The organism is Micromonospora sp. WMMA1363, assembly GCF_030345795.1.
In the GTDB taxonomy this organism is placed as follows: domain Bacteria; phylum Actinomycetota; class Actinomycetes; order Mycobacteriales; family Micromonosporaceae; genus Micromonospora.
Genome location: NZ_JAUALB010000001.1, coordinates 517,665 through 532,071, shown reverse-complemented (window position 1 = coordinate 532,071; position 14,407 = coordinate 517,665). Strand labels below are relative to the sequence as shown.

Below are 14,407 nucleotides of genomic sequence, written 5' to 3'. Positions count from 1 at the left end.
GGCGGGTCGCCGGTCGCCGCGCGTGGTGCCGCTCAGGCTTTCGCTACCGACTTGAGGTCTGCGGCGCGGTCGGTGCTCTCCCACGTGAAGTCAGGCAACTCCCGACCAAAGTGCCCATACGCCGCGGTCTGCGCGTAAATCGGCCGCATCAGGTTCAGATCCCGGATGATCGCCGCCGGCCGCAGATCGAACACCTCCAACACCGCCTGCTCGATCCGCTCCACGGGCACCGTCTCCGTACCGAACGTCTCGACGAACAAACTCACCGGATGCGCCTTACCGATCGCATACGCCACCTGCGCCTCGCACCGCTCCGCCAGCCCCGCAGCGACCACGTTCTTCGCCACCCACCGCATCGCGTACGCCCCCGACCGATCCACTTTCGACGGATCCTTACCCGAGAACGCCCCACCACCATGCCGCGCATACCCACCATAGGTATCCACGATGATCTTCCGACCGGTCAGACCCGCATCCCCCATCGGACCACCGATCTCGAACCGACCCGTCGGATTCACCAACAACCGGTAACCCTCGGTATCCAAACCGAGACTCTCCACCTCCGGCCCGATCACATGATCACGAACATCCGGCGTCAGCAACGACTCCAACGAGATATCCGCCGCATGCTGCGACGACACCACCACCGTGTTCAACCGAACCGGCCGCAACCCCGCATACTCGACCGTCACCTGCGTCTTACCATCCGGACGCAGATACGGAACCGTACCGTCCTTCCGCACCTGCGACAAACGCCGCGACAGACGATGCGCCAACGCGATCGGCAGCGGCATCAACTCCGGCGTCTCCGAACACGCAAAACCGAACATCATCCCCTGATCACCGGCACCCTGCGCATCCAACGCACTCTCCGAGCCACCCGTCCGCAACTCGAAGGCGTTGTCCACCCCCTGTGCGATATCAGCCGATTGTGCCCCAATCGACACACTCACCCCACACGAGGCACCATCAAAACCCTTCTTCGACGAGTCATACCCGATCTCCAAGATCGTCCGACGCACGATCGCCGGGATGTCGGCATACGCCTTCGTGGTCACCTCACCCGCAATATGCACCTGACCAGTCGTGATCAACGTCTCCACCGCGACCCGGCTACGCGGATCCTCCGCGAGGAGCGCATCGAGAATGCCGTCACTGATCTGATCAGCGATCTTGTCGGGGTGGCCTTCCGTGACCGATTCGGAAGTGAAGAGGCGGCGTGTCACGGCACTCCTAAGTTGTGGACGTCGTTCCGCGGCAGTTTAGTCACCCGCGTCCGGCGTTGGCCCCTTCGGTCGTGCCCGATACCAGCCGTCAGGAACGGACGGCGAGCCGGGCGACGACGAGATCCCACACGCCGTCGGCGAGGTCCTCCTTGGACCGCTCGGGCAGCTGGCTGACCGAGCCGTCCGCACCGATGACGGTAGCCGCGTTGGTCTCGGCGCCGAAGACCTTGTCCGGACCGACCTCGTTGATGACGATGAGGTCCGCCCGCTTACGGGCGAGCTTGGCCCGGCCGTTGGCCTCGGCGTCGCCGGTTTCCGCGGCGAACACCACCAGCACCTGCTCCGGGCGACGGCGTTGGCCGAGCTCGGCGGCGATGTCCGGGTTCGTGACGAGTTCGATGGTGGGCGCGCTGCCGTCGTCCGACTTCTTGATTTTGCCAGTCGCGTAGGTCGCCGGACGGAAATCGGCCGGAGCCGCCGCCATGACCACCGCGTCCGCGTCGACGGCTGCCTCGATCGTGGCCTCACGCAGCTCACCCGTCGTGCCGACCCGCATCAGATCGACTCCGGCCGGCTCGGGCAGCCCGACATTAGCCGAGATGAGGGTGACCCGCGCGCCCCGCGCCACGGCGGTACGGGCGAACGCGTACCCCTGCTTGCCCGAGGAGCGGTTGCCGAGGAAGCGCACCGGGTCCAGGGGCTCCCGGGTGCCGCCGGCGGTGACCACGACGTGCCGGCCGATCAGGTCCGCCGGGGCGGTGACGCCGCGGGCGAGAGCGCGCCGGGCGACGGCGAAGATCTCCGCCGGGTCGGGCAGCCGCCCCTTGCCGCTGTCCGCGCCGGTGAGCCGGCCGACCGCCGGCTCGATGACCCGGACACCGCGGGCCCGCAGTGTCGCGACGTTGGTCACCGTGGCCGGGTGCTCCCACATCTCGGTGTGCATCGCGGGTGCCAGGAGCACCGGACAGCGGGCGGTGAGCAGCGTGTTGGTGAGCAGGTCGTCGGCGAGCCCATGGGCGGCCTTGCCGAGCAAGTCGGCGGTCGCCGGCGCCACGACCACGAGGTCCGCCTGTTGGCCGAGCCGGACGTGGGGCACGTCGTGGACGTCGGACCAGACGTCGTCGGCGACCGGCTGCCCGGACAGGGCAGCCCAGGTCGGCGCCCCGACGAAGCGGAGCGCCGACGCGGTCGGGACGACCCGGACCCGGTGGCCCGACTCGGTGAAGAGCCGCAGCAGCTCGCACGCCTTGTACGCGGCGATCCCGCCGCCGACCCCGAGGACGATCCGGGGGGGCATCGGCGCGCTGCGGGTTACGGCTGGTCGGTTGGCTCGGCGGTGAGCAGGCCCGCGTTGATCTCGCGCATGGCGATGGAGAGCGGCTTCTCCTGCGGAGTGGTCTCGACCAGCGGGCCGACATACTCCAGCAGGCCCTCACCGAGCTGGTTGTAGTAGGCGTTGACCTGTCGGGCGCGCTTGGCGGCGAAGATGACCAGCGCGTACTTCGACGTGGTCTTCTCGAGAAGCTCGTCGATCGGCGGGTTGGTGATGCCCTCGGGGTTGGTGGCGATGGATCCCACGTGTTGACCTCTGCGTCATTCACACCGCTCGCGGTGCCGGCGGTCAACCGCGCACGCGCGGTCGGGCCGGAGTCAGGAAAGAAGAACCGAACAATCCTACCAGCTTGTCCACGACCCGCTCGGTCAGGTCATGTACTACGGAGTGTTCGACGAGCGCCGCGGTGACCGGATCCGGGACGTCGCCGGGCGGATACAGCAGGACCAGCCGGGCGTCCGGCACCGCCGCCCGGACCAACAGCGCGCCGGCCAGGTCGAGCGGGAGCAGGACGGGATCACCGGCGGCCAGCCGGGTCCGCAGCGGCTCGGACGGCGTGCCGCGCCGGTGCGGGCCCATCCGGCTCCACTCCAGCAGGCTGCCGGCCGCGAGCAGCCGGTCGAACTCTGCGGAGGCGAGGAAGACCCGGTCGGCCCCGTCCACCTCGTTGTCGCGTCGGGGCCGGGTGGTCACCGGAACCGGCGCCCACACGGCGGGAGAACGCGCCCGGACCAGCGCGGCGACACCGTCCCGGCCGGCGCCCGAGGACCCGGTCAGGACAGTGAGCCGGGCCGCCGGGCGCGTCTCGCCATCCGTGCTCACTGCTTGTTTCTACACGGCTGCCGGCCTCAGTTGGCGGCGAACTCCCCAAGCAGGGCCTTGCGCTGCTGCTCGCCGAGGCCCCGCAGGCGCCGGCTATCGGCGATCTTCAGCTTCTCCATGATCTGGGTCGCCCGGATCTTGCCGATGCCCGGCATCGCCTGCAGGACGGCGGACACCTTCAGCTTGCCGACGACGTCGTCGGACTCGGCCCGCTCGAGGACGGCTCCGAGGGTGGTCTTGCCCTGCTTGAGCTGCTCCTTCAGCTCAGCACGGGCCTTGCGGATCTCCGCGGCCTTCTCCAGCGCTGCTGCGCGCTGCTCGGGGGTCAGTGACGGGAGCGGCACCAGTTCTCCTCAGGTCCCTATCGCGACGGGCGGGACGCACCGCCGCACTGTGAAACGTGGTGTCGCTGTGAACCAAGGGATCCGTGGTTCCCAGCGCGGGGAAAACTAGCGGTCAGCGGAGCTTTCGGCAACGTGGACGCGCGAAGATCAACCGAAAGTGACCGAGCCATCAGTCAGTCCGGGGCCAGCCAGGGCGGCCCGACAGTCGGCCAACACGCGGTCCGCGGCGGCCCGTAGGGCGGTGACGTCGGGGCCGGCATTCAGCACCTCGCGGGAGTACGACGGCAGCACCGTGGGCACGCTGGAACCGAAGACGATCCGGAGGTCCGCGGCGGTCGCACCCTGGGCTCCGAGCCCCGGCGCCAGCAGCGGGCCGTGGACCGAGGAGAGGTCGTGGCCGGTCTCGCCGATCGTCGCTCCGACCACCAACCCGAAGCTACCCAGCGGCCGTGCACCCGCGTTGAGCTGGGAAATCTCGTCGATCACCGTTTGCGCGACGGTCCGCCCGTCGGAGCCGCGGGCCCGCTGCACGGCCGCTCCCTCAGGGTTGGAGGTGAGCGCCAGCACGAACACGCCGCCGCCGTGCGCGGTGGCCAGATCGAACATCGGAGCGAGGGCGCCGACCCCCAGATAGGGGCTTGCCGTCACCGCGTCGACATAGAGCGGGCTCGATGGATCGAGGTACGCCGAGGCGTACGCGGCAACGGTCGAGCCGATGTCCCCACGTTTGGCGTCAAGCAGAACGATCGAGCCGCAATTTCGTAACTGTCGGATAGTTGACTCTAAGACGGCGACGCCACGAGCCCCGAAACGCTCGAAGAAGGCCGACTGGGGCTTGACCACAGCGACCCGGTCGCCCAGGGCGTCCACGACGGTACCGGCGAATCGGTCGAGGCCCGACACATCGTCGTCGAGACCCCAGCGGGCGAGGAGACCCGGGTGCGGGTCGATGCCCACACAGAGCGGACCCCGCTCGGTCACGGCCCGGTGCAGCCGGGCGCCGAAGCTCTCCATCACAGCTCTCCCTCCGCGCGCCACCGCGCGCTCCTCGGCGGTCGGCGGTGCCGGCCCGCGTGTCCCCGCGCCCGCTGACGGCGCGTCTGCGTGGCGCGACCCGCGCCGCCCCACGCACTCCCCAACTGGTCTGGACCAGGCGGCTCAGCCGGCCTTCACCGCCGCCGCGACCCCGGCGAGGAGCCGGGCCAGGTCGGCGTCGTCGGCGACGTACGGCGGCATGGTGTAGACTAGGTCCCGGAACGGTCGCAGCCAGACGCCCTCGCCGACCGCGGCGGCGGTGGCCGCCGGAAGATCCACGTCGTGGTCGAGCTGCACCACCCCGATGGCGCCGAGTACCCGCACGTCCGCCACGCCCGGGGCGGCGCGCAGCGGCTCCAGACCGGCCCGCAGGCCCGCCTCGATCCGCCCCACCTGGGCCGGCCAGTCCCCGCCCCGCAGCAGGTCGAGGGAGGCGTTGGCGACGGCGCAGGCAAGCGGATTGCCCATGAACGTGGGGCCGTGCGCCAACACCCCGGCGGCGGAGATCCCCCGGGCGATCTCCGCGGTGCAGAGCGCGGCCGCCAGGGTCAGGTATCCCCCGGTGAGCGCCTTGCCCACACAGAGCACGTCAGGGGCCACGCCGGCGTGCTCGGCGGCGAACATCGCGCCGGTGCGGCCGAACCCGGTGGCGATCTCGTCGAAGATCAACAGCACCCCGTGAGCGCGGGTCACCTCCCGCAGCACCCGCAGGTAGTGCGGGTGGTGGAAACGCATGCCACCGGCACCCTGCACGACCGGCTCGACGATGACCGCGGCCAGCTCGTGGGCGTGCCGGGCGACCGCGTCGGCCAGCGCCGCCTCGTACGCCGGGTCGGGTGGCGTGTCGAAGCCGTTCGGCGGCACCGGGGCGAACACCTGCCGGGGGAGCACGTCCCCCCACAGGTGGTGCATGCCGCCCTCGGGGTCGCAGACGCTCATCGGGTGAAAGGTGTCACCGTGGTAGCCGCCACGCCAGGTGCCCAGCCGGCGGCGCTCCGGCCGCCCGGTGGCCCGCTGGTACTGCAGGCACATCTTGACGGCCACCTCGACACTCACCGAACCGGAGTCGGCGAGGAAGACGTGCTCCAGGCCGTCCGGCGCCAGCTCGACCAGGGTGCGGGCCAGGGTGACGGCGGGCTCGTGGGTCAGCCCGCCGAACATCACGTGGCTCATCCGACCGAGCTGGTCGGTGACCGCCGCGTCGAGCACCGGGTGCCGGTAGCCGTGGATCGCCGCCCACCAGGACGACATCCCGTCGACCAGGTCCCGCCCGTCGCCGAGCCGCAGCCGCACCCCCGGGCGCTCTCGACCACGTACGGCGAACTGGCCGGCGGCACCGCCGTGTACGGATGCCACACGTGCGCCGCGTCGATGGCCTGGATCCGTGCGATCTGCTCTGGCCTCACCTGAGCTCCTTCCTGCCCACCCGGGTCGTGGCGCCGGGGCCTCGCCATCCCGCCACCTTCGCTCCGCGTACCGCTACACGCTCAGAAAGGGCGTCAGCGCGGTGTGTGGGTGAAGCAGAGCAGAGGACACAGCACGGGAGTTCGTCCCGGGCCGGAAGTCCCCCGGCCCAGGCCGCACCGGCGGACCGGGTACCGCCGGTGGATCCGCTCCGGCCCGGCGCCTCACCGCGACGGGACCTTCCCGGGCGCGGCGGCGGCCGTGCGGGCCGCGGCGCGGACCAGCGCCGGGCCTCGATAGATGAAACCGGTGAAAAGCTGGACCAGGGACGCCCCGGCGTCCATCATCCGCGCCGCGTCATCCGGGTCGACGATGCCGCCGACGCCGACGATCGGCAGCCGGCCGCCGGTCTCCCGGTGCACGAACGCGACCACCTCGCGGGCCCGGGCGGCCAGCGGGCGGCCGGACATGCCACCGGTCAGCGCCCCCCGCGCCTGGTCGACCGGGGCCAGCCCGTCGCGGGCCAGGGTGGTGTTGGTGGCGATCACCCCGGCCGCGCCCCGGGCCAGGCAGACCTCCAGCAGCTCGGCGATCGCCGGCTCGGTGAGGTCCGGCGCGATCTTGACCAGCACCGGCTTCTCCCCGACGAGGGCCGCCAACAACGCGTCGAGGTGCGTCCGGTCCTGCAACGACCGCAGACCCGGCGTGTTCGGAGAGGAGACGTTCACGGCGAAGTAGTCGCCGTGGGCCCGCAACACGCGATACGACGCCCGATAGTCCTCGACCGCCTCCGCCAGCGGAGTGACCTTGGACTTGCCGAGGGAGATGCCCAGCGGCACGCCGATCGGGCGGGGCAACGCCGCCAGCCGGGCCGCGAGGGCCTCGGCGCCGGCGTTGTTGAAGCCCATCCCGTTCACCACGGCCTCGCTGTCGCGCAGCCGGAACAGCCGCGGCCGGTCGTTGCCCGGCTGCGGACGCGCGGTCACCGTGCCGACCTCGACGAACCCGAAGCCCAGCGCCGGCCACGCCGGCAACGCCACACCGTCCTTGTCCATCCCGGCGGCCAGCCCGACCGGGTTCGGAAACCGGACACCGAACACCGTCCGCGGCGCCCGCACGGCGTACCGCGCCCGCACCGCCGCCAGCGCCGCCGGCATCCGGGACAGGCCCGCGAGCCGCCGCAGCGCGAACTCGTGCGCTGCCTCCGCGTCGCCACCTCCGACCCGGAACAGCATCGGCCGCACAACCCGCTCGAAGATCACCGCCGACCTCCCCACCAGATCACCGGCTCGGCCACGGAGGTGACAGGCGCCGGGGAACCGGCGGCCCACCGGTCGCTGCGAGACGACGGGGTGCGGGTGGTCGGCCGGTCACCGGGGCGCCCGCAGGGTCGCGTGCAGGTCCTGCAGGGGCCGGACCTGCACGTCGCCACGGATGTGCGCCTCGATGCCCATCACCGCAGCCGCGGCGCCAGGGACCGTGGTGACACAGGGGATGTCCGCGGTGACCGCGGCGCTGCGGATCTCGTACCCGTCGGAGCGGGCGCTGGCACCGGAGCCCTGCGGGGTGTTGACCACCAGCACCACGTCGCCGCCCAGGATCATCGACACCGCGTCCTCGCCCGCGCCGGACTCGTAGTGCTTGCGGATCTGCTCGCAGGCGATGCCGTGCCGACGCAACACCTCGGCGGTGCCGGCGGTCGCGATGATCTCGAAGCCCAGATCGGCCAGGCGCTTGATCGGGAAGATCATCCCGCGCTTGTCGCGGTTGGCCACCGAGACGAAGATCTTGCCGGCGGTCGGCAGCGAGCCGTACGCGGCGGACTGCGACTTGGCGAAGGCATGCCCAAAGGCCGTGTCGATGCCCATCACCTCGCCGGTGGATTTCATCTCCGGGCCGAGCAGCGAGTCGATCCCCTTACCGGTCGGCGTGCGGAACCGCTTGAACGGCAGTACCGCCTCCTTGACCGCGATCGGCGCGTCCGGCGGCAACGAGCCACCGTCCCCGCTCGGCGGGAGCAGCCCCTCGGCGCGCAGCTCGGCGATGGTGGCGCCGAGGGCGATCCGGGCCGCCGCCTTCGCCAGCGGCACCGCCGTCGCCTTGGACACGAACGGAACGGTCCGCGACGCGCGTGGATTCGCCTCCAACACCCACAACTGGTCGTCCTTGAGCGCGTACTGCACATTGAGCAGGCCGCGCACGCCGACGCCCCGGGCGATCGCCTCCGTGTACCGACGAACCTGGGCGACGTGCGAGCCGGCGAGGGTGATCGGCGGCAGCGCACAGGACGAGTCACCGGAGTGGATGCCGGCCTCCTCGATGTGTTCCATCACGCCGCCAAGGTAGACGTCACCGTCGGCGTCGCAGAGCGCGTCCACGTCAATCTCGATCGCGTCGTCGAGGAAGCGGTCCACCAGGACCGGGTGGTCCGGTGAGATGTCGGTGGCCCGGCCGATGTAGCCGCGCAGCGTCGAGTCGTCGTACACGATCTCCATGCCGCGCCCGCCGAGCACGTACGAGGGGCGGACCAGCACCGGGTAGCCGATCTCCTCGGCGATCGCCTTCGCCTCGTCGTACGAGGTGGCGGTGCCGTGCGCCGGAGCGCGCAGCCCGACCCGCGCCAGCAGGGAACCGAAGGCGCCCCGCTCCTCGGCCAGGTGGATCGACTCCGGGGAGGTGCCGACCACCGGCACGCCGGCATCCTTGAGCCGCTGCGCCAAGCCCAGCGGGGTCTGCCCGCCGAGCTGCACGATCACCCCGACCACACCCGGGCCGCCGGCCGCCCGCCCGGAGGAGTGCTCGGCGTGCCACACCTCCAGGACGTCCTCGAAGGTCAACGGTTCGAAGTAGAGTCGGTCGGCGGTGTCGTAGTCGGTGGAGACAGTCTCCGGGTTGCAGTTGACCATGACGGTCTCGAAGCCGACGTCCCGCAGCGCCATCACCGCGTGCACGCAGGAGTAGTCGAACTCGATGCCCTGCCCGATCCGGTTCGGCCCCGACCCGAGGATCAGCACCTTGGGCCGGTCCGACCCGCGCACCTCGGTCTCCGTGTCATACGACGAATAGTGGTACGGGGTCGTCGCCGCGAACTCGGCGGCGCAGGTGTCCACCGTCTTGTAGACCGGCCGGACACCCAGCCGGTGCCGCAGGGTCCGGACGCCGTCCTCTGCCGCCAACTCCGGACGCAGCGCGGCGAGCTGCCGGTCGGACAGGCCGGCCCGCTTGGCGCGGCGTAGCAGGTCGACGTCGAGCACCGGGGCGTCGACAATCTCGGCACGCAGCTCCACCAGGCCGGCGATCTGGTCCAGGAACCACGGGTCCATGCCGCCGGACGCGGCGCCGACCTCGGCGACCGACGCGCCCAGCCGCAGCGCCCGCTCGACGGTGTAGAGCCGCCCGTCGTGCGGCACCCGCAGGGCGGCGAGGGTGTCCTCCTTCGTCGCGCCCGCCGGGCCGGCGCCCGTCGCGGCAGCGACGACCGAATCCGGCACCGTCCAGAATCCGCCTGCCTTCGTCTCCATCGAGCGCATCGCCTTGTTGAGCGCCTCGGTGAAGTTGCGGCCCAGGCTCATCGCCTCGCCGACGGACTTCATCGTGGTGGTCAGCTCCGGGTCCGCGCCGGGGAACTTCTCGAACGCGAACCGGGGGATCTTCACCACCACGTAATCCAGGGCCGGCTCGAACGCCGCCGGGGTCTTGCCCGTGATGTCATTGGGGATCTCGTCGAGGGTGTAGCCGATGGCGAGCCTCGCGGCGATCTTCGCGATCGGGAAGCCGGTCGCCTTCGACGCGAGCGCCGACGAGCGGGACACCCGTGGGTTCATCTCGATCACAACGATCCGACCGTCGGCCGGGTTCACCGCGAACTGGATGTTACAGCCACCGGTGTCCACGCCGACCTCGCGCAGCACCGCGATGCCCAGGTCGCGCAGGCGCTGGTACTCCCGGTCGGTGAGCGTCATGGCCGGCGCCACGGTGACGCTGTCGCCGGTGTGCACGCCCATCGGGTCGACATTCTCGATCGAGCAGACCACCACCACGTTGTCGTGCCGGTCCCGCATGAGCTCGAGTTCGTACTCCTTCCAGCCGAGCACGCTCTCCTCGATGAGTACCTCGTGCACCGGACTGGCGGCCAGGCCGGCGCCGGCGATGCGCGCCAGGTCCCCGTCGGTGTGCGCCATGCCGGAGCCGAGGCCGCCCATCGTGAACGAGGGCCGGATCACCACCGGCAGGCCCAGCTCACCGACGGTGTCGCGGACCTCGTCCATCGAGTGGCAGACCCGGGAGCGGGGCACCAGCGCGGCCGGATCCTGCACACCGATCCGGGCGCCCGCCCTGACGACGATGTCCTTGAACAGCTGCCGGTCCTCACCCCGCCGAATCGCGTCGATGTCGGCACCGATCAGCTCGACGCCGTACTTCTCCAGCACACCGGCCTCGTGCAGCGCGACAGCCGTGTTGAGTGCCGTCTGGCCGCCCAGGGTGGGCAGCACCGCGTCCGGACGCTCCTTCGCGATGACCAGTTCGACGAACTCCGGGGTGATCGGCTCGACGTAGGTGGCGTCGGCGAACTCCGGGTCGGTCATGATCGTCGCGGGGTTCGAGTTGACCAGGCTGACCCGGATCCCCTCGCTGCGCAGCACCCGGCACGCCTGGGTGCCGGAGTAGTCGAACTCGCAGGCCTGCCCGATCACGATCGGCCCGGAGCCGATCACCAGGACGTGCTTCAGGTCGGTCCGCTTAGGCATTCTTCCCGCCTTCGATAAGCTCGGCGAAGCGGTCGAAGAGGTAGTCCGCGTCGTGCGGACCGGCCGCCGCCTCCGGGTGGTACTGGACGGTGAAGGCGGGCACGTCCTTCGCCCGCAGCCCCTCGACCACGTTGTCGTTGAGGCACACGTGGGAGACCTCGACGCCCCCGAACTCGGTGTCGATCACCTGGTTCGGCACGACGGCACCCGGCTCGGTGCCGGGGAAGGCGACCGCGAAGCCGTGATTGTGGCTGGTCACCTCGACCTTGCCGGTGGCGCGGTCGAGCACCGGCTGGTTGATGCCGCGGTGGCCGTAGCCCAGCTTGTACGTGCCGAAGCCGAGCGCCCGGCCGAGGATCTGGCTCCCGAAGCAGATGCCGAACAACGGCACCTCGCGGGTCAGCACCTCGCGAGCAAGCGCAACCGGCCCGTCGGCGGTGCCCGGGTCACCCGGGCCGGGCGAGAAGAAGACCGCGTCGGCACCGGTGGCGAGCAGGTCATCCACGGTCGAGTGGACGGGCAGCACATGGGTGGTGACGCCGCGCGCGGCGAGCCGCCGGGGCACGTTGCGCTTGATGCCCAGGTCGAGGGCCGCGACCGTGAACCGGTGGGTGCCCACCGCATCGACCACGTACGGCTTCGGGGTGGTCACCTCGGCGGAGAGGTCCGCGCCCACCATCTGCGGCGACCCGTGAACCCGGGCCAGCAACGCCCGCGGGTCGGTCTCGACGCTGGACACGCCGACCCGCATCGCGCCGTGCTCACGCAGGTGTCGGGTCAGCGCCCGGGTGTCGACGCCGCTGATGCCGGCCACACCCTCGGCGGCCAGCCGGTCCTCAAGGCCGCCGGTGGCACGCCAGTTCGAGCCGACCCGCGCAGGGTCGCGGACCACGTACCCGGCGACCCAGATCCGGCTGGACTCGTCGTCCTCACCGTTGACGCCGGTGTTGCCGATGTGGGGCGCGGTCTGCACCACCACCTGCCGATGGTATGACGGGTCCGTGAGGGTCTCCTGGTAGCCGGTCATACCGGTGTTGAAGACGGCCTCGCCAAAGGTCTCCCCGACGCTGCCGTACGCCTCGCCGTGGAACGTGCGCCCGTCCTCGAGAACGAGGATCGCGGGCCTGCGCCTGCCCATTTACCGTGCCCGCCTTTCGTTCGCGACTGCGGTACCCCGCCGCGCTACGCTCCTCGCGCTCACTTGACAGCCTTTCCGTCCAGGACCGTCGGCTCGCCGCGCAGGAAGGTCGCCACGATGCGACCCGGCAGCGTCATCCGGGCGTACGGTGTGTTGCGGCTTCGGCTGGCCGACTCCGCCGGCTCGATCGCGCGGCGGGCGGCCGGATCCACCAGGGTCAGGTTGGCCGGCGCGCCGGGTGCCGGATCGTGGCCGTGGTCGGCCAGGCCGGCGATCCGGGCCGGGGCGCGGGACATCCGCTCGGCGATGAGATCCCACTGCGGGCCGAGCACGTCCAGCATGATCGACAGCGCCGTCTCCAGGCCGAGCATGCCCGGCCGGGCGTACGCCCACTCGCACTCCTTGTCCTCCACGGCGTGCGGGGCGTGGTCGGTGGCGACGATGTCGATCACGCCCTCGGCCAGCGCGGTGCGCAGCGCGGCGATGTCGACGCCGGTGCGCAGCGGTGGGTTGACCTTGTACACCGGGTCGTAGGCGCCTGTGGGGCTCCAGTCCTTCGCGAGCGCGGGGCTCGCCAGCTCGCCCCTCCCGCCCACGACCTCGTCGGTGAGTAGCAGGTGGTGCGGGGTCACCTCGGCGGTGACCCGCACACCCCGCGCCTTCGCCTGGCGCAGCACCTCGACGCTACCCGCGGTGGAGACGTGGCAGATGTGCAACCGGCTGCCCACGTGCTCGGCGAGCAGCACGTCCCGAGCGATGATCGCCTCCTCGGCGACCGCCGGCCAGCCGGTCAGGCCGAGGCGGGTGGACACCTCACCCTCGTGCATCTGCGCGCCCTCGGTGAGCCGGGGCTCCTCGGCGTGCTGGGCGATGATGCCGTCGAACGCCTTGACGTACTCCAGGGCCCGGCGCATCAGCTTCGGGTCGGCGACGCAGTGCCCGTCGTCGGAGAAGATCCTTACCTGGGCGGCGGAATCGGCCATCGCGCCCAACTCGGCCAGGTACTCGCCGGCGAGGCCGACGGTGACCGCGCCGATCGGTTGCACGTCGACCAACCCGGCCTCCCGGCCCAGCCGCCAGACCTGCTCCACCACTCCGGCGGTGTCGGCCACCGGCGAGGTGTTCGCCATCGCGCACACCGCCGTGTAGCCGCCCAGCGCCGCCGCCCGCGAGCCGGTCTCGACCGTTTCGGCGTCCTCTCGGCCCGGCTCGCGCAGGTGGGTGTGTAGGTCGACCAGGCCGGGCAGAGCGACCAGGCCGGTGCCGTCGACCACGGTGGCGTCCGGCGCGACGATGCCCGCGCCGGTCCCGGTCACGACACCGTCGCGGATCAGCAGGTCGGTCGGCTCGGCGCCGACGACACTCACGTTGGTGATCAGGTACGCGGTCACCGGTTGCTCCCTCCGAGCAGCAGATAGAGGACGGCCATCCGGACAGAAACGCCGTTGGCGACCTGTTCGACGATGGTGGAGCGGGGCGAGTCGGCCACCTCTGGCGTGATCTCCATGCCCCGGTTCATCGGGCCGGGATGCATGACGATCGAGTGCTCGGGCAGCCGGCGCATGCGCGGGCCGTCGAGGCCGTAGCGGCGGGCGTACTCGCGGGCGGACGGGAAGTAGGAGTCACTCATCCGCTCACGCTGCACCCGCAGCATGATCACCACGTCCGAGTGCGGAAGCACCGCGTCCAGGTCATACGAGACGTCGGTGCCGGGTGCGAGCGCCGCCGCGATGTCCACCGGGATGAGTGTCGGCGGGCCGACCAGGGTGACCTTCGCGCCGAGGGTGGACAGCAGTAGGACGTTGGAGCGGGCGACCCGGCTGTGCAACACGTCCCCGACCACCGCGACCGAGAGACCGGCGAGCCGACCCAACCGGGAACGCATCGTGTACGCGTCGAGCAGCGCCTGGGTCGGGTGCTCGTGGGTGCCGTCGCCGGCGTTGACCACCGAGCCGTCGACCCAGTCGGCGAGCCGGTGCGGCGCTCCGGAAGCGGGATGCCGGACGACGACAGCGTCGGCACCCATCGCCTGGAGGGTCAGCGCGGTGTCCTTCAGGCTCTCCCCCTTGGCAACGCTGGAGCCCTTCGCCGAAAAGTTGATCACGTCGGCGCTGAGCCGCTTGGCGGCGGCCTCGAACGAGATCCGGGTGCGGGTGGAGTCCTCGTAGAAGAGATTCACCACGGTCCGGCCGCGCAGCGCAGGCAGCTTCTTGACCTCACGCCCGGCGACGGTGGCCATCTCGGCGGCGGTGTCCAGGATCCGGGTCGCGGTGGCGGCGTCCAGATCCGCGCCGGAAAGCAGGTGACGGATCATGCGGGGCTCTGCCGGTCTTCCGTTCGCGACTGCGGGGCTCGCA

The 14,407-nt window shown here is 71.1% G+C and carries 11 protein-coding genes and 1 pseudogene; all 12 read right to left on the bottom strand.

Annotated elements, in window-relative coordinates; all coding sequences use genetic code 11:
• Window positions 1–32 precede the first annotated feature (32 nt).
• Window positions 33–1,226 (bottom strand): methionine adenosyltransferase, encoded by a 1,194-nt coding sequence (gene metK, locus QTQ03_RS02535; RefSeq protein WP_289276531.1) that lies wholly within the window; start codon window positions 1,224–1,226, stop codon window positions 33–35.
• A gap of 88 nt (window positions 1,227–1,314) precedes the next feature.
• Window positions 1,315–2,523, bottom strand: a complete 1,209-nt coding sequence (gene coaBC / locus QTQ03_RS02530; RefSeq protein WP_289276530.1) for a bifunctional phosphopantothenoylcysteine decarboxylase/phosphopantothenate--cysteine ligase CoaBC — start codon at window positions 2,521–2,523, stop codon at window positions 1,315–1,317.
• 14 nt (window positions 2,524–2,537) lie between these two features.
• On the bottom strand, window positions 2,538–2,804 hold the full coding sequence (gene rpoZ / locus QTQ03_RS02525) for a DNA-directed RNA polymerase subunit omega (RefSeq protein ID WP_289276529.1): 267 nt from the start codon (window positions 2,802–2,804) through the stop codon (window positions 2,538–2,540).
• 43 nt (window positions 2,805–2,847) lie between these two features.
• Entirely contained in the window at window positions 2,848–3,381 is a 534-nt protein-coding gene (locus QTQ03_RS02520; protein WP_289276528.1) for a nucleoside/nucleotide kinase family protein, read from the bottom strand.
• A gap of 26 nt (window positions 3,382–3,407) precedes the next feature.
• Window positions 3,408–3,725 carry an integration host factor, actinobacterial type gene (mihF, locus tag QTQ03_RS02515; protein WP_007458370.1) on the bottom strand — a complete coding sequence of 106 codons (318 nt, stop codon included), beginning with the start codon at window positions 3,723–3,725 and terminating at the stop codon, window positions 3,408–3,410.
• A gap of 147 nt (window positions 3,726–3,872) precedes the next feature.
• The gene (pyrF, locus tag QTQ03_RS02510) at window positions 3,873–4,739 is read right to left on the bottom strand and encodes an orotidine-5'-phosphate decarboxylase (protein WP_289276527.1); all 867 of its coding nucleotides are present in this window, start codon (window positions 4,737–4,739) and stop codon (window positions 3,873–3,875) included.
• Window positions 4,740–4,883: 144 nt separating this feature from the next.
• Window positions 4,884–6,214, bottom strand: a pseudogene (locus QTQ03_RS02505) (adenosylmethionine--8-amino-7-oxononanoate transaminase).
• 174 nt (window positions 6,215–6,388) lie between these two features.
• On the bottom strand, window positions 6,389–7,426 hold the full coding sequence (locus QTQ03_RS02500; RefSeq protein WP_289276526.1) for a quinone-dependent dihydroorotate dehydrogenase: 1,038 nt from the start codon (window positions 7,424–7,426) through the stop codon (window positions 6,389–6,391).
• 108 nt (window positions 7,427–7,534) lie between these two features.
• On the bottom strand, window positions 7,535–10,912 hold the full coding sequence (carB, locus tag QTQ03_RS02495) for a carbamoyl-phosphate synthase large subunit (protein ID WP_289276525.1): 3,378 nt from the start codon (window positions 10,910–10,912) through the stop codon (window positions 7,535–7,537).
• Window positions 10,905–12,050 carry a glutamine-hydrolyzing carbamoyl-phosphate synthase small subunit gene (gene carA, locus QTQ03_RS02490; protein ID WP_289276524.1) on the bottom strand — a complete coding sequence of 382 codons (1,146 nt, stop codon included), beginning with the start codon at window positions 12,048–12,050 and terminating at the stop codon, window positions 10,905–10,907. Before carA ends, carB begins: the two co-directional genes overlap by 8 nt.
• Window positions 12,051–12,109: 59 nt before the next feature.
• The gene (locus QTQ03_RS02485; RefSeq protein WP_289276523.1) at window positions 12,110–13,441 is read right to left on the bottom strand and encodes a dihydroorotase; all 1,332 of its coding nucleotides are present in this window, start codon (window positions 13,439–13,441) and stop codon (window positions 12,110–12,112) included.
• Entirely contained in the window at window positions 13,438–14,364 is a 927-nt protein-coding gene (locus tag QTQ03_RS02480; protein ID WP_289276522.1) for an aspartate carbamoyltransferase catalytic subunit, read from the bottom strand. Before QTQ03_RS02480 ends, QTQ03_RS02485 begins: the two co-directional genes overlap by 4 nt.
• Window positions 14,365–14,407: the final 43 nt, after the last annotated feature.